This is a genomic window from Streptomyces sp. NPDC021356 (assembly GCF_040641015.1).
GTDB lineage: Bacteria > Actinomycetota > Actinomycetes > Streptomycetales > Streptomycetaceae > Streptomyces.
Genome location: NZ_JBFACU010000007.1, coordinates 1 through 22,965 on the forward strand (window position 1 = coordinate 1; position 22,965 = coordinate 22,965).

The following is a 22,965-nucleotide window of genomic DNA, read 5'->3' on the forward strand; positions in this document are numbered from 1 at the left end:
CCCCGCGGGGGGGCGGGGGGCCCCCCGCGGGGGGGGGCCGGCCGCCACCCCCCCCCCCGGGCAGCCGGGCCCCGCCCCCCCCCCCCCCCGCGCGCGCGTGGAGGGCCGTCGCCCGGTGCGGTGCCGTGGCCGCCGGTCAGCGGCTCACGGCTTGAGCACCAGGGTGTCGCTCGTGCTCTTGTCGACGGCGCCGGCCGAGTAGGACCACGGCAGCAGCTCGCCCTTGGCCCACTTGTCCGTCTGGTCGGTGTAGTGGGCGCTGAAGGCGTGCCCGGAGGCGCCGGTGAGGTTGATCCACTTGGACTTGTCGAGGTCGGCGAGGTTGACCACCATCCGCATCGACGGCACCCAGACGACGCCGTAGCCGCCGGCCGCGTTCCACCCGGAGGCGTTGACCGCGGCCTCGCCGCCGCTGAGCTTCCAGGGGCCCCGGTTCAGGATGTACTTCAGGAAGCCGGGTCCGTCGGTGCCCAGGGTCTGGTTCTTCAGGAACAGGCGGTGCAGCCGGCCCCAGTTCCAGGTGTCGATGTCCTTGCCGAGCTTCGAGGTCAGCTCCCAGCGGGCGTCGATCAGGGCGCGCTCGAAGAGCTGGTCGCGGTTGTCGGCCTTGGGGCGGGTGCCGGAGGCCGGTGCCTTCCACCAGTCGCTGTTCGGCTGGTTCACCAGGTTGCGGACCACCTCGAACCAGCGGTCGCCGCCGTCCGGCTGCGCCTGGTCGGCCGAGCGCTCGCCGCACTCGCGGACCTTGGTGTTCTCGTCGACCGGACCGGTGTTGCCGGTCGGCTCCACCCACAGGCACTGACCCTTGACCCGCAGCTCCTTGGGCAGCTTGTTGCCGAAGGCCAGCTTGAGGATGTTGCGCCACACCGCGTTGAAGTACGCGGCCGCCGCCGAGTCGGCGTCCTGGGTGTAGTCCCAGCCCTCCAGCAGCTTCTGCGCCTGGCGGACGTCCTTGTCGCGGATGTCGATCTTCAGCAGCATGGGCACGAGCAGCTTGGCGATCTCGCTGCTGTTGTCCATCTGCATCTGGCGCATGTCGTCGGTGGAGATCTTGCCGCCGCCGTCGATCTTCGACTGGATCAGGTCGGCGATGCGCTGGCTGCGCGTGCCGTAGCCCCAGTCCGTGGTGAGCGTGTACGGGTACTTGTCCTGGGCGACCACGGCCTGGTTGGCGGTGACGATGTAGCCGCGCTTGGGGTTGTACTCGTAGGGCAGCTCGGACTGCTTGATGTAGCCCTTCCAGTCGTACTTCGAGTCCCAGCCGGGCGCCGGGACGGAGCCGTCGTCGTTCTTGGCGCGCTCGGGGATGCGGCCCGGCAGGGTGTAGCCGATGTTGTTGTCGGTGTCGGCGTAGACCAGGTTCTGCGAGGGAACGTCGAACTTCGCGGCGGCCGAGCGGAAGTCGCTCCAGTTCTTGGCCTTGTCGAGGGCGAAGACGGCGTCCATGGTGGTGCCCGCCTGGAGCGCGGTCCACTTCAGGGAGATGGCGTACCCGTCGCCGCGGTCCGGTGCGGCGGTGGTGACCTGCGCCTTCCTGCCGACCTGGACCAGTTCGTCGTCGCGGTCGGACAGCAGCGGGCCGTTCTCGGTCTCGCGCACGACGATCGTCTTGGAGCTGCCGCCTGCGACCTTGATGGTCTCCTGGCGGGTCCGGAACGGCACCGTCCTGTCGTCGCGCAGGTAGCCGTCGCCGCTGAGCTTCTCCAGGTAGAGGTCGGTGACGTCGACGCCGGAGTTGGTCATGCCCCAGGCGATGTCCTGGTTGTGTCCGATGACGACGCCGGGCATGCCCGCGAAGGTGTAGCCGGTGACGTCGTAGGGGCATTTGCCGGACACGGCGCGGCAGTGCAGGCCCATCTGGTACCAGACGGACGGCAGCGCGGCGCCCAGGTGCGGGTCGTTGGCGAGCAGCGGCTTGCCGGTGATCGTGTACTTGCCGGCGACCACCCAGGAGTTGGAGCCGATGCCGTCGCCGTTCACGCCGACGGCCGCGGGCAGGTTCTGCATGACGTCGCGCAGGCCCATGAGCTGGCTCTGCACGCCCGAACCGCTGGAGTTGCCGGACCCGCCGCCCGCGGTGGAGCCGGCCGGGAGACCACCCGCGCCGCCCGTGCCGCTGCCGCTGATCCCGGAGGTGTCGGAGGAGCCGAGGGAGCTGCCCTCCCCGCCGGTCCCGCTGAAGCCGGAGCCGCTGGACCCGCTCGCGCCACCTTCGAACGCCTGCGCGAGTTCGTCGTACTGGCCCTGCGTGACGACCGGCTTGTTCCGGCTGTACGGATAGTCCGGATACAGGTCCTTGATCTGCTTGGGGCCCAGGCGGCTGGTCATCAGGGCGCGGTCGATCTCGTCCTGCATGTTGCCGCGCAGGTCCCAGGCCATCGCCTTCAGCCAGGAGACCGAGTCGACCGGGGTCCACGGGGCGGGCCTGTAGTCGTTGGTGAAGCCCAGCGCCGCGTACTCCAGGGAGATGTCCTTGGCGTCGCGCCCCTTGAGGTAGGCGTTGACGCCCTGGGCGTACGCCTGGAGGTACTGCTTGGTGGAGGACGACAGCTTCTTGTCGTACTCCTGCTTCGCGACCCGGTCCCAGCCCATCGTGCGCAGGAACTCGTCGTTCTGGACCTGTCCCTTGCCGAACATCTCCGACAGGCGCCCGGACGTCATGTGCCGGCGCACGTCCATCTCGTAGAACCGGTCCTGCGCCTGGACGAAGCCCTGCGCCATGAACAGGTCCTGCGGGGAGGAGGCGTAGATCTGCGGGATGCCGTAGCCGTCCCGCTTCACGTCGACGGGGCCCGACAGGCCCTGGAGCGTGATCGAACCCTTGGTCTGCGGGAAGGAGGCACGGACGGTGCTGACGGACCAGTAGGCCCCGTAGGCGATGCCTCCGATGATGGCCAGCACCAGGACAAGCACGATCAGTCGGGCTTTTCGCCCCTTCTTCCTGCCGGACTTGCCGGGTTTGTCACCCGTTGTGGCGGTGGTGTTGGGGGGCATCGCTGTCCTTGCTGTCCTAACGCGAGCGGCAGGCGGTACTGGAGTGCTGGAGCAACCATAGGCGCAGGACCCTGTGCCACTTGACTCGGAGTCGGGTCCAGGCGCGCACGGGCGTTCGATCCGGACGCGGGAAGCGTCAAGAAAGCGTCAAGAGTTAGGTAAGGTAACGAAGTAACCGGAGAACGCGGAGAACTCGCGGAAGGAACCGCCACTGACTGTCCACCACCTCAACCAGCTCCTGCTCGCCTGCTCCCTCGTCCTGCTCGTCGCGGTCGCGGCGGTGCGCATCTCCTCCCGCAGCGGGCTCCCCAGCCTGCTCGTGTACCTGGGGATCGGCATCGTCATGGGTCAGGACGGCCTCGGCCACATCCACTTCAGCAACGCCGAGATGACCCAGGTCATCGGATACGCGGCCCTCGTCGTGATCCTCGCCGAGGGCGGTCTCGGTACGAAGTGGAAGGAGATCGGGCCAGTCCTGCCGTCCGCCTCCGTGCTGGCGCTGGCCGGGGTCGCGGTCAGCGTCGGCGTCACGGCGGCCGGCGCCCACTACCTGACCGGCCTGGAATGGCGCCAGGCCCTCATCATCGGCGCGGTGGTCTCCTCGACGGACGCGGCGGCCGTCTTCTCGGTGCTGCGGCGGATCCCACTGCCCGCGCGCGTGACGGGCACGCTGGAGGCCGAGTCAGGCTTCAACGACGCCCCGGTGGTCATCCTGGTCGTCGCCTTCTCCACGGCGGGCCCGGTCGAGCACTGGTACGTCCTGGTGGGCGAGATAGCGCTGGAACTGGCGATCGGCGCCGCCATCGGCCTCGCGGTGGGCTGGCTCGGCTCCTGGGGGCTCAAGCGCGTCGCCCTGCCGGCCTCCGGCCTCTATCCGATCGCCGTGATGGCGATCGCGGTCGCCGCCTACGCAGCCGGAGCGCTCGCCCACGGCAGCGGCTTCCTGGCCGTCTACCTGGCCTCGATGATCCTCGGCAACGCCAAGCTGCCGCACTGGCCCGCCACCCGCGGCTTCGCCGAGGGGCTCGGCTGGATCGCCCAGATCGGCATGTTCGTCCTGCTCGGCCTGCTGGTCACCCCACACGAACTCCTCGACGACTTCGTGCCCGCCCTGCTCATCGGCCTGGTCCTGACCATGGTCGCGCGACCGCTGAGCGTGCTGGTCAGCCTGCTGCCGTTCCGGGTGCCCTGGCCGGAGCAGGCCCTGATGTCCTGGGCCGGGCTGCGCGGCGCCGTCCCCATCATCCTCGCCACCATCCCCATGGTGAACGGCGTCGACTCCAGCGGCCGGATCTTCAACATCGTCTTCGTGCTCGTGGTGGTCTACACGCTGGTCCAGGGACCGACCCTGCCCTGGCTGGCCCGCAAGCTCCGGCTGGGCGACAGCCAGGAGGCCGCCGACCTCGGCATCGAGTCGGCGCCCCTGGAGCGGCTGCGCGGCCATCTGCTGTCCGTCGCCATTCCGGAGGGCTCGCTGATGCACGGCGTGGAGGTGGCCGAGCTGCGGCTGCCCGCCGGGTCCGCGGTCACCCTGGTCGTCCGTGAGGGAAAATCGTTTGTCCCGTTGCCGACGACCGTCCTGCGGCGCGGCGACGAACTCCTCGTGGTCGCCACCGACCCGGTCCGCGAGGCGGCCGAACGACGGCTGCGCGCGGTCGGCCGGGGCGGCAAGCTGGCGAGCTGGCTGGGCACCAACGGCGCCACGGCGAGCGGGGGGCCGTGAGGGGCACCCAAGGGGGGCTTGAGGAGGACCTTCCTCCGTTTCCCCGGCGGCCTCGGGCCTCGCGGCCCGGGCGTCCCAGCCCCGGTTCCCTCCTGCGCCGAACACAAGGCGAACGCAAGGGGAAGCCGCCCATGGTGCTCGCTTTCACAGGCGCACAAGCCCTCCGCGCCTGTACGATGAAGGCGCACCCTGATCGAACCAACTCTGCCTGACGCAGAGCTGGCGCGACCGTATGGCGGTCGGGACGCCCCTGGAGGCGCCGGCATCTACCGCAGTCCGCGCAAGAGGACAGCTCTCGGCGCGCCCACACCCAAGGGCACGCGCTACCAGGCGGCAGAAAGGCACGGGCCGTGGGATCCGCGGTCACCCCCACCGACCCCGCGAAGACCTCGACGGCATCCTCCCGCCCCGGATACGGGCAGTTGCTGCGTACCCGCGGAGCCTGGACGTTCCTGCTCCCCGGTTTCGCCGCGCGCCAGCCGTTCGCGATGCTCACCATCTCCATCGTGCTGCTCGTGCAGCACACCACCGGCTCCTACGGCGCGGCGGGCGCCACCGCGGCCGTCACCGGCGTCTCCATGGCGCTCTTCGCGCCCTACAGCGGACGGCTCGCCGACCGCTACGGGCAGCGGGCCGTCCTGCTCCCCGGCGTCCTCGTGCACGCCCTGGCGAGCCTGACGCTGACCGCGCTCGCGCTGGCGCACGCGCCCCTGTGGGCGCTGTTCGTGGCGGCCGTGCCGACCGGCGCCTCGGTGCCGCAGGTCGGGCCCATGGTGCGCGCCCGCTGGGGCGTGACGCTGAAGGACTCGCCGCTGATGACCACCGCGGCGGCCTTCGAGTCGGTCACCGACGAGCTGACCTTCGTCTTCGGACCGCTGCTCGCCACCGCCCTGTGCACGGCCGTCGCCCCGGCGGCCGGGCTGTTCACCGAGTCCGCGCTGACCCTGGTCGGCGGTCTCCTGTTCGCCGCGCAGAAGCGCACCCAGCCGTCCGTCTCCGGCGACGGGCACGCGCGCGTGGAGCACGCCTCGGCCCTGCGCATCCCGGGCGTGCGCGTGCTGATCGTGACCTTCCTGGGCATCGGCTCGGTCTTCGGCGGCATGCAGGTCTCGCTGGCCGCGTTCACCGAGTCGATCGGCGAGCCCGGCCTCAACGGCGTCCTGTACGGGACCTTCGCCGCCGGCAACATGCTCTCCGGCATCGTCTGCGGCGCGATCGCCTGGAAGGTGGCCCCGCAGCGCCGCCTGCTCGTCGGCTACACCGCCCTGGCGCTGGCCGCCTCCGCCCTGTGGACCGCGCACTCGGTGCTGCTGCTCGCCGCGCTCGGCCTCCTGGTCGGCATGTGCATCGCGCCCGCGCTGATCACCGGCTACACGCTGGTCGAGGGCCTGGTCCCGGCGGGCGCCAGGACCGAGGCGTTCACCTGGCTCACCGGCGCGGTCGCGCTCGGCCAGGCCGCGGCGGTCACCGTGGCCGGACAGCTGGAGGACCGCCTGTGGGGCGGTGCCGGTTTCCTGGTCCCGATGGCCGGTACGGTGCTCGCCCTGCTGACCCTGCTCGCCCTGCGGTCGCGGCTCAGCGCACGGGCCGACAGCCGCCTGGTGGCACGTGGCGTCGGTCACCGCTCACCTGTCGCAGTGGACTGACGCCGAGGAATACGTCACTATGGACCGTCGTTAGCACTCATCGAGTGAGAGTGCCAGGAGGAAGACAGTGCCCACCTATCAGTACCAGTGCACCGAGTGCGGCGAGGGCCTCGAGGCGGTGCAGAAGTTCACCGACGACGCGCTCACCGAGTGCCCCAACTGCGGTGGCCGCCTGAAGAAGGTGTTCTCCGCGGTCGGCATTGTCTTCAAGGGATCCGGCTTCTACCGCAACGACAGCCGCGGCTCCTCGTCGAGCAGCAGCCCGGCGTCGTCGTCGAAGCAGGCGACCACGTCGTCCTCTTCGTCGTCGGACTCGTCGTCGTCCGGTTCCGGTTCGTCGTCCTCGACGTCCTCGACGGCCTCGACGTCCACGAGTTCGGCCGGCAGCTCCGCCGCCTGACATCGCGCTTGCCGGACCCTGCCGTCGTAGGACGGCGGGGTTCTAGGCGTCCTTGCGCGCTCGTCCCCGGCAGGCTGCTCCGCGTGCGCCGGGGCGACTAGTGTGCGGGGCATGGCGAACGCAGAGATCGGTGTCATCGGCGGGTCCGGCTTCTACTCGTTCCTGGACGACGTGACCGAGATCCGGGTCGACACGCCGTACGGGGCGCCCAGCGACTCGCTCTTCCTCGGCGAGGTCGCCGGCCGGCGGGTCGCCTTCCTGCCCCGCCACGGCCGCGGCCACCACCTCCCGCCGCACCGCATCAACTACCGGGCCAACCTGTGGGCGCTGCGCTCCGTCGGTGCGCGCCAGGTCCTCGGCCCCTGCGCGGTGGGCGGTCTGCGCCCGGAGTACGGGCCGGGCACGCTGCTCGTGCCGGACCAGTTCGTCGACCGTACGAAGTCCCGGGAGCAGACCTACTTCGACGGGCTGCCGCTGCCCGACGGCACCCTGCCGAACGTGGTGCACGTCTCGCTCGCCGACCCCTACTGCCCCACCGGCCGGGCCGCCGCGCTGAAGGCGGCACACGGGCGGGACTGGGCTGCCGTCGACGGCGGCACCCTCGTCGTGGTGGAAGGACCGCGCTTCTCGACCCGCGCCGAATCGCTGTGGCACCAGGCGCAGGGCTGGTCGGTGGTGGGCATGACCGGGCACCCCGAGGCTGCGCTCGCCCGCGAACTGGAGCTGTGCTACACGTCCCTGAACCTGGTCACCGACCTCGACGCGGGTGCGGAGAGCGGCGAGGGCGTCTCGCACGAGGAGGTGCTGCGGGTGTTCGCCGCCAACGTGGAGCGGCTGCGCGGCGTGCTGTTCGACGCGGTCGCCGCGCTGCCCGCCACCGGGGAGCGGGACTGCCTGTGCGCGAACGCGCTGGGCGGGATGGACCCGGGCTTCGCACTGCCGTAGCGGACCGGGACTGCCTGGCCCGCGCTGTCCGGGCCCTTTCGTGCGCCACCATCCGTTCCCCTGGGCCCGTCCGGCCGTTCACCTGGGGCCGTCCGGCCGTTCCCCTGGCGCCGTCCGGCGTGCCGCCGCCCGTCTCGCGGCGGAACCTCTCCTTCGGGTGACCGAGTTGTCCACAACCCGCGAGTAGCGCACGGGCTCCAGCGGCGTTCGGCGCGAGGCCTCATCGTGGCATCGCAAGCCGGTTCCACACCGGTCCCCGAGCGCAGGTGGTGGCTCCCATGTCCCTGTCTTCCCCTTCTCCGGCCGCAGACCGCCTCTTTCCAGGCCCGCTCGCCACGGAGACCCCGGCCCCCTGCGAGGTGCCGCACTTCGCTCCCGTACGCGTGCGGGGCGGGCGGTACCTGCTGCGCCGGCTGCTGCGCCACCGCGGGCGGGCCGTGGTCGCCGGGCTGGCGGTCACGGCCGCCGCGCTGGTGGCCGCGGGCCCCCGGCCGACCCAGGACGCCCCTCGCGGCGCCCCCGCCCGCGGGCACCCGGGACCGGCGGCCGGCACCGCCGCCGCTTCGCGCGACGCCCGCGCCTCGGACGCGGACCGGACGGTGACCGTGCCCGTGCGCATCGCCGACGCGGCGACGGTCCGACTGCTGCGCCCGGGCGACCGGGTGGACGTGATCGCCGTCACGGATCAGGCGGCGGACGGCCGGGCCAGGGTCGTGGCGCGCGGAGCACGGGTGAAGAAGGTCCCCGAGCCCCTCGGCAGCTCCGGCGCGGCGGCGCACACGGGTTCGGGCAGGGACACCGTTGTGGCGCCCGACGTGGCGCCGGCGGCGGGAAGCGACATGGACGACGCCCTGGTCACCCTGGCCGTGCCGCGTTCCGCGGGGGCGGAGCTGGCCGGAGCGAGCGCGACCGCCCGATTGGCGGTGACCCTCTGGTGAGGCTTAGGTTGCTGAGCTGTTTGTTGTACAACCTGCATGCCCGAGGAGTGTCCCGAGGTGAGTACGGAGAAGGACCCGAGCGTCTGGCATGGCTTCAAGGCCTTCCTGATGCGCGGGAACGTCGTCGAGCTGGCGGTCGCGGTGGTCGTCGGCGCCGCTTTCAGCAACATCGTCAACTCAGTGGTCAAAGGCGTGATCAACCCGGTCGTCGGGGCGATCGGCACCAAGAACCTCGACCACTACAGCTCGTGCCTCAGCTCCAGCTGCAAGGGCGACGACGGCATCCAGATCATGTGGGGCTCGGTCCTCGGCGCGACCCTGCAGTTCCTGATCACCGCCGCGGTGGTCTACTTCCTGATGGTGCTGCCCATGGCGAAGTTCCTGGCCCGCCAGGAGGCCCGGAAGAAGGCCAAGGACGGCATGCGGGAGCCGCACGAGGTCATCGAGGTGACCGAGCTGCAGGTCCTCGAGGAGATCCGCGACGAACTGGTCGCGCGGCGCGGCGGCGAGCACGAGCGGGCGTAACCGTCAGGGCGGCCCGCGGCCGCCGGGATCACAGGTGGTGCGGCGGCTTCTCGTCGAGGAAGCGCTTGAGGTCGGCGGCGGCGTCGCCGTCCGGGCGCTCGCCCCAGCCCCGGTCGGTGTCGTCGGTGGACTGCTGGTTCAGCGGGTCGTCGAAGATCAGCGCGTTCTTCGGGCGACGCGGCTCGGGGGCAGTGCTCATGTCTCCAGGGTACGGTCTGCGGCAGGCCTGCCCGCGGCGGGATTTTCCGGCGGCTTTCTGCTGTGCTGGGGGCCATGACGTCCAGTTCCGCTTCCGCCGCGGGGTCCGGTTCTCCGGAGCCCTCCCGCCCCTCCCGGCCACTGCGCCCCCTCACCGCGCGCGGCCGGCACGAGTCGCACCGCGTGTCCTCACCGCTCGAGCTCTTCTTCGACCTGTGCTTCGTCGTGGCGATCGCGCAGGCGGGCGCGGAGCTGGTCCACGCCGTGGCGGAGGGCCACGCGGGACAGGGCATCCTGAACTACGCGATGGCGTTCTTCGCCATCTGGTGGGCCTGGATGAACTTCTCGTGGTTCGCCTCGGCCTACGACAACGACGACGTGCTCTACCGGGTCGTCACGCTGGTGCAGATCGCCGGTGTGCTGGTGCTGGCCGCGGGTGTCTCCCGGGCCTTCACCGACCGCGACTTCTTCCTGGTGTGGCTCGGCTACGTGATCATGCGGGTGGCGATGGCCGCACAGTGGCTGCGTGCGGCACGGGGCGCCGAGGGCTCGGAGCGCCGCACGGCGTCGCGCTACGCGGCGGGTGTGCTGCTGTGCCAGATCGGCTGGTTGGGGCTGGTGCTCCTGCCGGAGCGGGCCCGGCCGTGGGTGTTCCTGGTGATGGTGCTCGCGGAACTGTCGGTGCCGGTGTACGCGGAGAGGACGCAGCCGACCTCCTGGCATCCGCACCACATCGCCGAACGGTACGGGCTGTTCACGATCATCGTGCTGGGCGAGACGGTCTCGGCGGCCACGGTCGCGGTGAAGTCGGCCTCCGACGAGCACTTCGCACTGGCCGAGTTGCTGCCGATCGCGGCGGGCGGCCTGCTGATCGTCTTCTCGGCCTGGTGGATCTACTTCGTGGTGCCGATCCACGGTTATCTGCGCTCCAGCCGCGAGTCCTTCCTGTGGGGCTACGGCCACTACCTGATCTTCGCCTCGGCGGCGGCGATCGGCGCGGGGCTGGAGGTGGCGGTGGAGCACGCCGTCGGCAAGAGCCGTCTGTCGGCCCTGGAGGCGTCGGCCGCCGTGACCCTGCCGACGGCGTTGTACCTGATCACCGTCTGGGCCCTGCACGCTCGCCACTTCAAGGTGGGCATCGCCCAGCAGCTGGTGCTGCCCACCAGCGCCCTCCTGGTGATCTGCTGCACCTTCCTCGGCGACTGGGCGGTCCTCGCGGCGGGTCTCGTCTCGGCGCTGGCCGTGGCGACGGGCGTCATCCTGACGGCGCGCGTGTCCGCGGGTCCGGGCCGGGACCGGACGGCGCGACAGGCGGCCTGAGCACCGCACTTCCGGCCCGGCCGCCGGGGAGACTGACCCGCATGACTGTGGACGCTTTGACGGATGTCGCCGGGGTGCGGGTGGGCCATGCGACCCGCACGGGTGGCGGGTGGCTCACCGGGACGACGGTCGTGCTGGCCCCGGAGGGCGGCGCGGTCGCCGCCGTGGACGTGCGCGGCGGCGGACCCGGCACCAAGGAGACCGACGCGCTCGATCCGCGCAACCTCGTGCGGACGGTGGAGGCGGTCGTCCTGACCGGCGGCAGCGCGTACGGGCTGGACGCCGCCTCGGGAGTGATGGCCTGGCTGGAGGAGCGCGGGCGGGGCGTGCGCGTGGGCCCCGAGCCCTCGCACGTGGTGCCGGTGGTGCCGGCGGCCTGCGTGTTCGACCTGGGCCGGGGCGGTGACTTCCGGGCCCGGCCGGACGCGGCGACCGGGCGCGAGGCGGTCGAGGCCGCCGCCGCGAGCGAGCCGGGTGCGCCCGTCCCCCAGGGCTGCGTCGGGGCCGGCACGGGGGCGGCGGTGGGGCCGGTCAAGGGCGGCATCGGCAGCGCGAGCACGGTGCTCGCCTCGGGGGTCACGGTGGCGGCGCTCGTCGTGGCCAACGCGGCCGGGTCGGCCGTGGACCCCGAAACGGGGGTGCTGTACGGCGAGTTGTTCCAGGGGCGGGCCGAGTATCCCGACGCGCGGGTGCACGAGACCGCGCTCAGACGGCTCGCCGAAGCCGCCGCGCGCAACGGGCCGCCCCCGCTGAACACCACGCTCGCGGTGGTCGCCACCGACGCCGACCTGTCCAAGGCCCAGGCGCAGAAACTCGCCGGGACGGCACACGACGGCATCGCACGCGCCGTCCGGCCGGTGCACCTGCTCAACGACGGGGACACGGTGTTCGCCCTGGCCACCGGCGCCCGTCCGCTCGCCCCCGACCCCGGCCCTCCCGCTCCCGGTACCGGCTCACCCGCTCCCCGCTCCGGCTTGTCCGCTCCCGGTTCCGGTGCGCCCGCTGCGGGTTCCGGTGCGGCCGCTGCGGGTCCGCCCGTCTCCGGTGGGGCCCTCGCCCTGAACGAGGTGCTCGCCGCCGGAGCGGACGTGGTGACCCGCGCGATCGTCCGCGCCGTGCGGGCCGCCGAGTCGGTGGACGGGCCCGGCGGAACATGGCCGGCCTACCGGGAGTTGTACGGGAGGCGATGATCCGGGTGGGCGGCAGGAGGGGGCGGACAGTGCGGGCATCTGGGGCCAACTGCCCCCGCCGAGGGCGACGTCGGACCCCTGGCAGGTCTCATGGGGGCGACGATTGTCCCGGTTCTGTCACGTGAAAGGTTTTCAGCCGAACCGCGGGAACCTCGCGCGGGGCCGTCCGCCTCTCTATCCACGCATTACAGCCACTCACCACTCGCTCACTTCGCACTTTCCGCTCAGCACTTCTCACTTCCACGAACCTGGAGCAGCCCGTGACAACGCCGGACATAGCAGCGCGGCGCATACTGGGGGCCTGTGCCGCCCTGATGGTCGGCACCCTCACCCTCACCGGATGCGGCGGCGACGCCAAGGCCAACGACGACGGCAAGGGCGGCGGCAAGGACAGCGTCAAGACCTCCACGGCCAAGATCGACATCTCGGCCAAGGACGGTTCCACCAGTGCGTCGATCAACGCGACCGGCGTGAAGGTCAGCGACGGAAAGCTGACCGACGTGAAGATGACCGTCGCAGGATCCGGCAAGGACATACCCGGCACGATCTCGGCCGACGGCGCCACCTGGAAGCCGAAGGAGCAGCTGGACCGCGGCACGAAGTACCAGCTCTCGGCGACGGCCAAGGACGACGCGGGCCGCGTCGCCGCCGCCAACTCCATCTTCACGACCGTCACCACGAAGAACAGCTTCATCGGCACGTACACACCGGACAACGGCACGACGGTGGGCGTCGGCATGCCGGTGTCGTTCAACTTCGACAAGGTCATCAGCGACAAGAAGGCCGTGCAGTCGCACATCACGGTGACCTCCAGCAGTGGCCAGCAGGTGGTCGGCCACTGGTTCGGCGCCCAGCGCCTCGACTTCCGGCCCCAGGAGTACTGGAAGGCCGGCTCCAAGGTCACGATGAACATAGACCTGGACGGCGTGCAGGGCGCGAACGGCGTCTACGGCGTGCAGAAGAAGACCGTGACCTTCACGATCGGCCGCTCGCAGGTCTCCACGGTCGACGTCAACACGCAGACCATGACGGTCGTCCGCGACGGCCGGACCGTCAAGACGATCCCCGTCTCCACGGGCAGCCCCGAGCACACCACGTACAACGGGCAGATGGTGATCTCGGAGAAGTTCACGCAGACGCGCATGAACAGCCAGACGGTCGGCCTGGGCGGCGAGTACGACATCCCGGACGTGCCGCACGCCATGCGCCTGACGACCTCCGGCACCTTCATCCACGGCAACTACTGGTACAACCCGGGCAACCCGCCCTTCGGCAACTCCGGCACCAGCCACGGCTGTGTCGGCATGCAGGACGCGCGAGGCGCGCAGGGCGACACCCCCGCCAAGTCGTTCTTCGACAGCTCGCTCATCGGCGACGTCGTGATCGTGAAGCACTCCCCCGACAAGACGGTCGCCCCGGACAACGGCCTCAACGGCTGGAACATGCCGTGGAGCGAGTGGACCGCCGGAAGCAGCGCCTGACCCCCTGAGTCACAACGCGCCGCTGACCAGCGGATTTTGACGAACCGCCGGGCCGCACGGGAACTTCTCGTGCGGCCCGGCCGTTTTTCCGCCGTACGTTTTCTCGGTTCCCGGACACGATGTCCCACCGAGGGGCTACGGTATGCACCCACCAGGTGACATGCAGCAACGCCGGGAGAAACCTTGAGCGTTCCGTACGAGACGACCGCGTACGAACCACGCCGCTCGCCCGAGTCTCCGGAGGAGCAGCTCGCGCGGCTGCTCGGTCGCGCGCTGAACTCCTTCGAACTGCCCGACGAGACGATACGCCGGCTCGACTGCGCGCTGGCGTACGACGGTTCGCTGCACTCCGCGCACCACAGCGCGGGCCTGCACCGCGAGACGTACCGGCACACCTGGCTGCTCGCCGACGGATCGGCGCTCACCCTGTGGGAGCTGGTGCACAACACCGCCCCGGGCGGCGAGTCGCAGCACGAGGTCTACCTCGACGAGGAGGAGCTGGGCACCGCCACCGGACGCTTGCCGTTGCCGCCGGACGCGCCGGAGTTCGAGCCGCCGGTGCTCGTGCAGTTCTCCGTACTGCCCGAGGCCCGGCACGCGTACGCCCCCGGCGACGCCGCCGACCACGCCCGGCGGCTGCTGCGGCGGGCGGAGAACACGGACCGCCCCGGCACGGAGGTCGCCGCGCTGCTCCAGACGGCGTCCGGACACCAGATCACGCAGGCCTTCGGCCGTCCCTGCCGCGCGGGACGCGCCGGGCTGGGCTTCACGCTCTACGAGCACGCCTTCCTGCTGCGCGACGGCGTGGAGGTCTCCCTGTGGGAGGTGGAGCACACGGCGACGCCCGACGGCCGCCACATGTGCGAGGTCTACGCCACCGAGGACGCGGCCCGCGACGCGATGGAGCGGCGGGCGGCGCGACTGCCTTGAGCGCCGCGCCGTCGGCCGGTCAGTGGCCGTCGCCGAGCTGACGCACCAGGCCGGCGAAGGCGGCCCGCTCCGCCGGGGTCAGTTCGACGTACTCCCGGTGGGGTCCGGAGCCGCGCTGGGCCGGGAGTGCCCGCAGGGCGGCCGCGTGCGGTCGGCGGCGGATCTCGAACCGGAGGCCGAATCGGTAACCGGCGAGGCCGACGGCGCAGGCGAGGATCAGCACGGCGGGCAGGACCACACCGAACCAGACCAGGAACGGGACGTGCTCAGGCATGTCTGCAAGTGAACACCACGGTCCGGGACTTTGGCCCCGGATCGTGACGTATCTCGCAGGTGACGTGAACTACTCACAGCACCCCAAAGGGGCCATGACCGGCCATGGAGGCCACGGCCGGCCGCTGAGGCCGCTGCCGGGGCTTCAGGCCGCCACCGCCTGCTTGCGGTCCGCCGACGTGCGCTGCGCGCCCTCGTCGTCGCCGTCCGCCCCGCCCCGGCCCGCACCGCCCGGCGCGGACGCACGCAGGGTCTTCAGGGCGACCACCAGGGCCGTCGTCGCGCAGACGCCCGCCGCGACGGCGATCAGGTAGAAGAACGGGTTGCCGATCAGCGGGACCACGAAGATGCCGCCGTGCGGGGCGCGCAGTGTGGCGCCGAAGGTCATCGACAGGGCGCCGGTGAGCGCGCCGCCGACCATCGAGGCGGGGATGACGCGCAGCGGGTCGGCCGCCGCGAACGGGATGGCGCCCTCGGAGATGAACGAGGCTCCCAGCACCCAGGCGGCCTTGCCGTTCTCCCGCTCGGTGTGGGTGAAGAGCCTGCCGCGCACGGTCGTGGCCAGGGCCATCGACAGCGGCGGCACCATGCCGGCGGCCATCACCGCGGCCATGATCTTCATCGCGGAGTCGCTCGGGTCGGAGACGGCGATCCCGGCGGTGGCGAAGGTGTAGGCGACCTTGTTGACCGGGCCGCCCAGGTCGAAGCACATCATCAGGCCGAGCAGCGCCCCGAGCAGGACGGCGTTGGTGCCGGTCAGGCCGTTGAGCCAGTCGGTCATGCCCTTCTGGGCGGCGGCGATGGGTTTGCCGATGACCACGAACATCAGGAACCCGACGACCGCCGAGGAGATCAGCGGGATCACCACCACCGGCATGATGCCGCGCAACGCCGCCGGGATGCGGATCTTCTGGACCGCGATCACCACGCCGCCCGAGATCAGACCGGCCGCGAGACCGCCCAGGAAGCCCGCGTTGATGGTGAGGGCGATCGAGCCGCCGACGAAACCGGGGACGAGTCCGGGCCGGTCGGCCATGCCGTAGGCGATGTAACCGGCCAGCACCGGCACGAGGAAGGCGAAGGCCACGCCGCCGATCTGGAACAGCAGCGCCGCCCAGCTGTCGGACTGGGTCCAGAGGAAGTGGTCCATGACCGACGGCGCCTTGTTGATCTTGTAGCCGCCGATCGCGAAACCGAGGGCGATCAGCAGCCCGCCCGCGGCGACGAACGGGACCATGTAACTGACGCCCGACATCAGCCACTTGCGCAGCTTGGTGCCGTAGCCCTCGCCCGCCTCTCCGGCCCGCTCGACCGGCGTGCCACCGGGCGCCGCCGCCGCGCTCACCTCACCGCGTGCGGCCTTGCCACGGACCTCGCCGATCAGTTCGCCGGGCCGGTTGATGCCCGCCTTGACGCCGACGTCGACGGTCGGCTTCCCGGCGAAGCGGTCCTTGTCCCGTACGGGGACGTCATGGGCGAAGATCACGCCGTCGGCCGCCGCGATCACGGCCGGGTCGAGCCGGGTGAATCCGGCCGAGCCCTGCGTCTCGACGACCAGCTCGACGCCCGCCTCGCGGCCCGCGTTCTCCAGTGACTCGGCCGCCATGTAGGTGTGCGCGATGCCGGTGGGGCAGGAGGTGACGGCGACGATCCGGAACGGGGAGGCGGGCGGGGGCGTGGGCTCCGCCGCGGCGGCCGGTGGGGCGGCGGTGCCCGTCGCGGCGCCGGCGGAGGCCGCCCCCGGCGCCGCGACGGAGTCCTCGAAGGCCTCAGGGGCCTCGGGGTTCTCCGAGTCGGCGGCCCGGTTCGCGTGGGCCGCGGGGCCCTCCGCGCGCCCGGCTGCCTCGGCACCCCCGGCGGTCTCAGTGCTCCCTGCGGCCTCAGCACCCTCTGCGGCCTCACTGCTCCCGGCGGCATCTCTGCTCCCGGCCGCCTCGGTGCCCTCCGCCCTGCCCGCCGGGCTCGCGTCGCCGCGGATCAGCGCCGCCGCCGTCGCCGCGTCGCCCGCGGTGCGCAGGGCGGCGGTGAACTCGGCGTTCATCAGCTGCCGGGCCAGCGAGGACAGGATCGTCAGGTGGGCGTCGTCGGCGCCCGACGGAGCGGCGATCAGGAAGATCAGGTCGGCGGGGCCGTCCGGCGCGCCGAAGTCGATCCCGGCGGCGCTGCGCCCGAAGGCGAGCGTCGGCTCGGTGACGTGCGCGCTGCGGCAGTGCGGGATGCCGATGCCGCCGTCGAGGCCGGTCGGCATCTGCGCCTCGCGGGCGGCCACGTCGGCGAGGAAGCCGTCCAGGTCGGTCACCCGGCCCTGGGCCACCATCCGTTCGGCGAGGGCGCGCGCCGCCGCCTCCTTGGTGTCGGCGGACAGGTCGAGGTCGACCAGGTCCGCGGTGATCATGTCACTCATCGCGGGCTCCTTAGCGCGCGTATCGCCCGGGCGGCGGGGCTGGGGACGGGAGTGGGGACGGTGGCGCTCGTGTGGAAAGGAGCGGGGAAGGCGGAACGAGCGGAGGTCAGCGGGGTGGCGGAGGCGCCGGCGGCGGTCATGACACCGGCTCCGTGAGCGCGCGGTCCACGGGCACCTCGGCGGTGACCGTGACCGACTCGGGGTCCAGGTCGCCCGGGGCCGGCATCACGCTGCCGGGCAGCCTGACCGCGGCGGCGCCGTGCGCGACGGCCGAGGCCAGGGCCCGCGGTCCGGAGCCGCCGGCGATGAGGAAGCCGGCCAGGGAGGAGTCGCCCGCGCCGACGTTGCTGCGTACGGTCTCGACGCGCGCGCTGCCGTACCAGGCGCCCGCGCCGTCCACGAGCAGTTGCCCGTCGGCGCCCAGGCTCGCCAGGACGGCGCGTGCGCCCAGGCCGCGCAGTTCCTCCGCCGCCTTGACCGCGTCGCCCACCGTCGCCAGCGGGCGCCCGACGGCCTGCGCCAGTTCCTCGGCGTTGGGCTTGACCACGTCCGGCCCCTCGCGCAGCGCCGCCAGGAGAGCGGGTCCCGAGGTGTCCAGCGCGATGCGTACGCCGGCGGCGTGCGCCCGCGCGACCAGGTCGGCGTACCAGGAGGGCGCGAGGCCGCGCGGCAGGCTGCCGCAGCAGGCGATCCAGTCGGCGCCGCGCGAGCTGCCCCGAACCGCCTCCAGCAGCGACTCCTGCTCCTCGCGGGTGAGTTCAGGGCCGGGCGCGTTGATCTTCGTCAGGACGCCGTCCGCCTCCGCGAGGGCGATGTTGGAACGGGTCGCACCGGCGACGGGGACCGGCGCGACCTCGATGCCCTGCGCGTCGAGCAGTTCGGCGACCAGTGCGCCGGGCGCACCACCAAGGGGCAGTACGGCGATCGTGCGCCGTCCGGCGGCGGCGACCGCGCGCGAGACGTTCACGCCCTTGCCGCCCGGGTCCACCCGCTCGCCGGTGGCCCGGACGACCTCGCCGCGGTCCAGGGAGGGGACCTCGTAGGTGCGGTCCAGGGACGGGTTGGGGGTGACGGTGACGATCATGCGCGTACCACTTCCGTGCCGCCGCGCTCGATGGCGGCGGCGTCCTCGGGGCTCAACCCGCTGTCGGTGATCAGCAGGTCCACGTCGCTCAGGCCGCCGAAGCGCGCGAAGTGCTCCTGGCCGTGCTTGGCGGAGTCGGCGAGCAGCACCACGCGGCGGGCCGCGGCGATCGCCGCGCGCTTGACCGCCGCCTCGGCGAGGTCCGGGGTGGTCAGGCCGTGTTCTGCGGAGAAGCCGTTGGCGGCGACGAACAGGACGTCGGCGCGGATCTCGCCGTAGGCCCGCAGCGCCCAGGCGTCCACGGCGGCGCGCGTACGGTGCCGTACGCGCCCGCCGACGAGGTGGAGTTGCAGACCGGGGTGGTCGGCGAGGCGGGCGGCTATGGGCAGGGAGTGCGTGACGACGGTGAGGTCGGCCTCCAGGGGCAGGGCGGCGGCCAGGCGGGCCACCGTCGTACCGGCGTCGAGGATCAGTGTGCCCTCGGCGGGGAGTTCGGCCAGGGCCGCCTTGGCGATGCGGTCCTTCTCGTCGGCCGCCGTGGCCTCGCGCTCGGTCAGGTCCGGCTCGAAGTCGAGGCGGCCGGCCGGGATGGCCCCGCCGTGCACCCGGCGCAGCAGGCCGGCCCGGTCGAGGGTCTTCAGGTCGCGGCGGATCGTCTCCGCCGTCACCTGGAACTCCTCGGCGAGCGACACGACGTCCACCCGGCCGCCGTCACGGGCGAGCCGGAGGATCTCCTGCTGCCGCTCCGCTGCATACATGTCCGTTTGCCTCCGGCTGATGCCCGAACTTGTGGTTTCACTCGGAGGCTACGCTGGGATATCCGGAAAGTAAACAGGTTCGGGCTCAAGCGGGTACGAATGGACTTTCGGGGCTGGGAGGGGGACCCTCGGACCCGCCCTGGGCCTGAGGGTTCCCCCTCCCCTCCCGCCCCGGGCGCTGGAGGCAAGCATCGGACCCGCCCCGGGTGACGCAAAGGGCCCGGCACCTCCATCGGCACGGCGAAGGGCCCGGCGCCTCCCCCGGCGCCGGGCCCCCTCAGCGTCCCCGCCCCGCTCAGCCGACGAGTTCCGGCTCCCGGGGCCCGGCAGCCGCGAGCCCCTCGCCGTCCGCCCCCTCCGTGTCACCCGCGCCCTGCGCACCCTCGGCGCCTTCCTCGTGCTGGGCCGGCCGCCGGGGCAGCGCGGACATCAGGACGAAGATCGCACCCAGGACCGCGGCCACCCACCACAGCGCGTGCTGGAAGGCGTCGACGAAGGCCGGGCCCACCTGAGCCGGGGTGAGCCGGTCACCGATCACTCCGAAGAACACGACCGACACCAGGCCGAGGCCCAGCGCGTTGCCCATCTGCTGGACGGTGTTGATCAGACCGGACGCCGAGCCCGCGTGCTCACGCGGCACCTCGGAGAGCACCGCGTCCGTCAGCGGAGCGACGATCAGGCCCATGCCCACGCCCATGACGACCAGCGGAAGCGCCATCTGCCAGGGGGCGATGTGCAGGCCGTAGCGGCCGGACTCCCAGATGTAGAGCAGCACACCGGCCGCCATGAGCAGGGCACCCGCCTGGAGCACCTTGCGGCCGAAGCGCGGGACCAGCTTCTGCACGGACAGGCCCGCCGCCACGGACACGGCGAGGGAGAACGGGACCCCCGTCAGTCCCGCCCGCAGCGGGCTCCAGCCCAGGCCGATCTGCATGTACAGCGTCCAGACCAGGAAGAAGACGCCCAGCGCGACACCGAAGACCGTCTGTACGGCGATGCCCGCCGCGAAGCTCTTCACGCGGAACAGCGACAGTTCGACCAGCGGGGAGCCGTCGCGCGCCGCCTTGCGCCGCTCGTACGCCACCAGCAGCGCGAACACCGCCACCGCGCCCGCCATCGACCCGTACCCCCACAGCGGCCAGCCCAGCTCGCGGCCCCGGGTCAGCGGGTAGAGCAGCATCAGCAGACCGAGCGTGACGAGGGCGACGCCGACCAGGTCCAGTTTCAGCGCCCGCGGCGCCTTGGACTCGGCGATGAAACGGCTGCCGAGCAGCAGGGCCACCACGCCCACCGGAAGGTTGATCAGGAAGATCGGCCGCCACTGGAGGCCGAACAGGTTCCACTGAGTCAACAGCGCGCCGAGCAGCGGCCCGGAGACCGCGCCCAGTCCCACGATCGCGCCGAACAGGCCGAAGACCTTGCCGCGTTCGCGCGCCGGGAAGGTGGCGTGCACGATCGACAGGACCTGCGGCACCATCATCGCGGCCATGGCGCCTTGCAGGATGCGGGAGGCGACCAGCATCTCGGGGTTCACGGCGAAGCCGCACAGCGCGGAGGCGAGGGTGAAGCCCCCGATGCCCAGGAGGAACAGCCGCTTGCGGCCGTGGATGTCGCCGAGCCGCCCGCCGGTGATCAGTCCGGCCGCGAAGGCGAGGGCGTAACCGGCGGTGATCCACTGGATCTGGCCGAAGGACGCGCCGGTGTCCTTCTGGATGGACGGTATCGCGATGTTGACGATCGTGACGTCCACGAGGTCCATGAAGGCCGCGGTCATCACGATCGCCAGCGCGAACCAGCGGCGGCGGTCGGCCACCTGTGGTGAGCTGCTGACAAGGGTTTCGCTGGAGGTCATACGGACAAGCTAGCCAGGAAATAGGCCAGATCGTGTCCTAGATGTGCGGCATCCTCGGACCTATGACGACGGACACTCCGGCACGGCTCCTCCAGCTCCTGTCCCTGCTCCAGACACCCCGCGAATGGCCCGGTGGCGAGCTGGCCGAGCGGCTCGGGGTGTCCCGGCGGACCGTCCGGCGGGACATCGACCGGCTGCGCGAACTGGGCTACCCGGTTCAGGCGAGCATGGGCTCCGACGGCGGGTACCGGCTGGTCGCGGGCAAGGCGATGCCACCGCTCGTACTCGACGACGAGGAGGCCGTGGCCATCGCGGTCGGGCTGCGGGCCGGGGCCGGGCACGCGATCGAGGGCATGGACGAGGCGGCGGTGCGGGCACTGGCGAAGCTGGAGCAGGTGCTGCCGGCCAGGCTGCGCCACCGCGTCTCCACCCTCCAGGCCGCCACCACGCCGCTGACCAGCGGGGACGCGGCGTCCGTCGCCCCCGAGACACTGACCGTGATGGCGTCCGCGGTGGCGGGGCGGGAACGGCTGCGCTTCGCCTACCGGGCCGGGGACGGCACCGGCACACGGCGCCTGACGGAGCCGTACCGGCTGGTGTCGACCGGGCGCCGCTGGTACCTCGTCGCCTACGACCTGGATCGGGCGGACTGGCGGACGTTCCGCGTCGACCGGGTCAGCGAACCGTTTCCGACCGGCGCGCGCTTCACTCCGCGCGAGCTGCCCACCGGGAGCGCGGCGGAGTACCTGCGCCACTCGATGCAGCGACGGCAGGAGACGTACGCGTTCACGGTCACCTTCCCCGAACCCGCCGAGGCGGTCGCGGCGCGGCTGCCCGCCTGGCTCGGTACCCCGGAGCCCCTGCCGGACGGCGGCTACCGGCTCCGCGCGACGGTCGGCGACCGGGTGGAGTGGCTCGCGCTACGACTGGCGATGCTGGGGTGCGAGTTCACAGTGCAGGAACCGCTGGAACTCGTCGAGTGCGTACGGGAGTTGGGGGAACGCATGGCGCGGGCCGCCGGAGGGCGGGCGGTCGGGACGCAGGGCTAGCCCGGCCCTGTCGGGTCGTGGGGTCTGTGGGTGGTCCAGGGGAAGTCCCGTAGTGCCGCCAGGTTGCGCAGGGCCAGGGCGGCCGGTCCGTCCGGGCCGGTGGCCGGTGCCTCGCCGGTGGCCCAGGCTTCTACGGCCACCCGCACGGCGGCGCTCGCCACGGCCGCCGAGAAGCGCAGTTCCGGTGCGATGCCGTCGGTGCTTACGGCGCTCCCGGCGCTCGTGATGTTCCCGCTCCCCGTCCCGGGCCCGGGTTCCTCGGCCGACCCGGCCGACCCGGCCGACCGGGCCGCGAGCACCCGGGCGAGGTCGCGTTCCGACTCCAGGCAGACCTCGGCCCACACCTTGCGCACCGCCGGACTGCTCGCCGCCAGGCGGATGAGCGTGCGCGCCCACTGCCAGGAGACCGCGGAGACGCCCGAGCCCGGGGTGAAGGTGTGCCGCACCGCGTGGGCCAGGGCCTCCGGGACCGAGAGCCCGGCCGGGGCGGCCCCGACCGCCTCCCTCCACCGCTCGGCGCCCGCCGCGTAGCAGGGGGCCACGGCCTCTTCCTTCGTGGCGAAATAGCGGTAGAAGGTGCGCGGGGCGACACCCGCCGCCTGGGCGATGTCCTCGGCACGCGTGGCACGCAGTCCCCGGGTCGTGAAGAGGCGGGCCGCCGCCGACGCGATCTCCATCCGGGTGGCGGCCTTGCGGCGCTCGGTCAGGGAAGGGGCCTTGCGGTCGGCGGGGATGGAGCTCGTCACACCGGCAGGCTATGCCGGTGTGGCAGAATCTGCCATCTGGCGGGCCACCCCGGGGTTCAGGTCCGGGGTGCCCCGTCTCTCCGGCCCGCCCGGCACCGGCAACCACGCGCAGGGGCCCCGCCGGGCCACGCCGCGCCCCCGATGGGCATGGAGCCGGGCTCCGACGCCCGGGGGAAGGCGCCGAAGCCCGGCTCTGGGAAGGTCCCGGCGCCGGGGGGAGTGCGTCGGGACGTGGCTCTGTGTGCGCCGCCCGGCCCTCACCGGCCGTCGGCCGGCCGCGTGGATCGGCTCAAGTCGGACCGGCTCGGGTCGGTGGCTGCGATCAGTTCGTACGGCGGCCCGGCACGTACGGCGGCACGGTCGATCAGTACGGGCGATCGGTACGGTCGATCAGTACGGCAGCACGGTCGGTGCGGCCCTGCCGGACGACGTGGGTGTGTCGGACGACGTAGGTCGGTCGGGTGGTACTACTCTGGCGGACCGGCGTCCGGACAGGTACCGAACTTCCG

General features: G+C 72.3%; 19 protein-coding genes. 11 read left to right on the forward strand and 8 right to left on the reverse strand.

Annotated features, from left to right (window positions below; all coding sequences use genetic code 11):
- Window positions 1-144 precede the first annotated feature (144 nt).
- The gene (locus AB0G56_RS10825) at window positions 145-2,994 is read right to left on the reverse strand and encodes a penicillin acylase family protein (protein WP_360966866.1); all 2,850 of its coding nucleotides are present in this window, start codon (window positions 2,992-2,994) and stop codon (window positions 145-147) included.
- Window positions 2,995-3,205: 211 nt separating this feature from the next.
- Here AB0G56_RS10825 and AB0G56_RS10830 point away from each other — a divergent pair, with 211 nt between their 5' ends.
- From AB0G56_RS10830 to mscL, 6 genes are all read left to right on the forward strand, one after another.
- Complete coding sequence (locus AB0G56_RS10830) at window positions 3,206-4,717, forward strand: potassium/proton antiporter (protein WP_360967626.1); 1,512 nt, start codon at window positions 3,206-3,208, stop codon at window positions 4,715-4,717.
- A 350-nt stretch (window positions 4,718-5,067) separates the two neighbouring features.
- Window positions 5,068-6,363, forward strand: coding sequence for an MFS transporter (locus tag AB0G56_RS10835; protein WP_360966869.1), 1,296 nt, complete (start codon window positions 5,068-5,070; stop codon window positions 6,361-6,363).
- A 67-nt stretch (window positions 6,364-6,430) separates the two neighbouring features.
- Window positions 6,431-6,763 carry an FmdB family zinc ribbon protein gene (locus AB0G56_RS10840; RefSeq protein ID WP_360966872.1) on the forward strand — a complete coding sequence of 111 codons (333 nt, stop codon included), beginning with the start codon at window positions 6,431-6,433 and terminating at the stop codon, window positions 6,761-6,763.
- A gap of 111 nt (window positions 6,764-6,874) precedes the next feature.
- Window positions 6,875-7,708 (forward strand): S-methyl-5'-thioadenosine phosphorylase, encoded by an 834-nt coding sequence (locus AB0G56_RS10845; protein WP_360966875.1) that lies wholly within the window; start codon window positions 6,875-6,877, stop codon window positions 7,706-7,708.
- A gap of 278 nt (window positions 7,709-7,986) precedes the next feature.
- On the forward strand, window positions 7,987-8,646 hold the full coding sequence (locus AB0G56_RS10850; RefSeq protein ID WP_360966878.1) for an RcpC/CpaB family pilus assembly protein: 660 nt from the start codon (window positions 7,987-7,989) through the stop codon (window positions 8,644-8,646).
- Between the two features lie 57 nt (window positions 8,647-8,703).
- Window positions 8,704-9,171, forward strand: a complete 468-nt coding sequence (gene mscL / locus AB0G56_RS10855; protein WP_360966880.1) for a large conductance mechanosensitive channel protein MscL — start codon at window positions 8,704-8,706, stop codon at window positions 9,169-9,171.
- 28 nt (window positions 9,172-9,199) lie between these two features.
- Here mscL and AB0G56_RS10860 read toward each other — a convergent pair whose 3' ends face one another.
- A complete protein-coding gene (locus AB0G56_RS10860) occupies window positions 9,200-9,370 on the reverse strand; it encodes a hypothetical protein (protein ID WP_360966883.1) in 171 nt (56 codons plus the stop codon).
- 74 nt (window positions 9,371-9,444) lie between these two features.
- Here AB0G56_RS10860 and AB0G56_RS10865 point away from each other — a divergent pair, with 74 nt between their 5' ends.
- The 4 genes from AB0G56_RS10865 to AB0G56_RS10880 all read left to right on the forward strand — a co-directional run bounded on the left by AB0G56_RS10865 (window position 9,445) and on the right by AB0G56_RS10880 (window position 14,290).
- Window positions 9,445-10,689, forward strand: a complete 1,245-nt coding sequence (locus AB0G56_RS10865) for a low temperature requirement protein A (RefSeq protein WP_360966886.1) — start codon at window positions 9,445-9,447, stop codon at window positions 10,687-10,689.
- Between the two features lie 41 nt (window positions 10,690-10,730).
- Window positions 10,731-11,879, forward strand: a complete 1,149-nt coding sequence (locus AB0G56_RS10870) for a P1 family peptidase (RefSeq protein ID WP_360966889.1) — start codon at window positions 10,731-10,733, stop codon at window positions 11,877-11,879.
- A gap of 260 nt (window positions 11,880-12,139) precedes the next feature.
- The gene (locus tag AB0G56_RS10875; protein ID WP_360966892.1) at window positions 12,140-13,360 is read left to right on the forward strand and encodes an Ig-like domain-containing protein; all 1,221 of its coding nucleotides are present in this window, start codon (window positions 12,140-12,142) and stop codon (window positions 13,358-13,360) included.
- A gap of 183 nt (window positions 13,361-13,543) precedes the next feature.
- Window positions 13,544-14,290: a DUF6227 family protein gene (locus AB0G56_RS10880; protein WP_360966894.1), complete on the forward strand. Its 747-nt coding sequence runs from the start codon at window positions 13,544-13,546 to the stop codon at window positions 14,288-14,290.
- Window positions 14,291-14,309: 19 nt separating this feature from the next.
- On the opposite strand, the gene AB0G56_RS10885 is transcribed toward AB0G56_RS10880, so the two are convergent.
- The 5 genes from AB0G56_RS10885 to AB0G56_RS10905 all read right to left on the reverse strand — a co-directional run bounded on the left by AB0G56_RS10885 (window position 14,310) and on the right by AB0G56_RS10905 (window position 20,661).
- The gene (locus AB0G56_RS10885) at window positions 14,310-14,564 is read right to left on the reverse strand and encodes a hypothetical protein (protein WP_360966897.1); all 255 of its coding nucleotides are present in this window, start codon (window positions 14,562-14,564) and stop codon (window positions 14,310-14,312) included.
- 144 nt (window positions 14,565-14,708) lie between these two features.
- Window positions 14,709-16,967 (reverse strand): fructose-specific PTS transporter subunit EIIC, encoded by a 2,259-nt coding sequence (locus AB0G56_RS10890; RefSeq protein ID WP_360966900.1) that lies wholly within the window; start codon window positions 16,965-16,967, stop codon window positions 14,709-14,711.
- 136 nt (window positions 16,968-17,103) lie between these two features.
- Entirely contained in the window at window positions 17,104-18,051 is a 948-nt protein-coding gene (pfkB, locus tag AB0G56_RS10895; RefSeq protein WP_360966903.1) for a 1-phosphofructokinase, read from the reverse strand.
- Complete coding sequence (locus AB0G56_RS10900) at window positions 18,048-18,809, reverse strand: DeoR/GlpR family DNA-binding transcription regulator (protein WP_360966906.1); 762 nt, start codon at window positions 18,807-18,809, stop codon at window positions 18,048-18,050. The genes pfkB and AB0G56_RS10900 overlap by 4 nt, the downstream gene beginning before the upstream one ends.
- 295 nt (window positions 18,810-19,104) lie before the next feature.
- Complete coding sequence (locus tag AB0G56_RS10905) at window positions 19,105-20,661, reverse strand: MFS transporter (protein WP_360966909.1); 1,557 nt, start codon at window positions 20,659-20,661, stop codon at window positions 19,105-19,107.
- A 62-nt stretch (window positions 20,662-20,723) separates the two neighbouring features.
- Between AB0G56_RS10905 and AB0G56_RS10910 the strand changes: the two genes are divergently transcribed.
- The gene (locus tag AB0G56_RS10910) at window positions 20,724-21,710 is read left to right on the forward strand and encodes a YafY family protein (protein WP_360966912.1); all 987 of its coding nucleotides are present in this window, start codon (window positions 20,724-20,726) and stop codon (window positions 21,708-21,710) included.
- Here the strand turns inward: AB0G56_RS10910 and AB0G56_RS10915 are convergent.
- Window positions 21,707-22,387: a TetR family transcriptional regulator gene (locus AB0G56_RS10915; protein ID WP_360967629.1), complete on the reverse strand. Its 681-nt coding sequence runs from the start codon at window positions 22,385-22,387 to the stop codon at window positions 21,707-21,709. The genes AB0G56_RS10910 and AB0G56_RS10915 overlap by 4 nt on opposite strands.
- Window positions 22,388-22,965 lie beyond the last annotated feature (578 nt).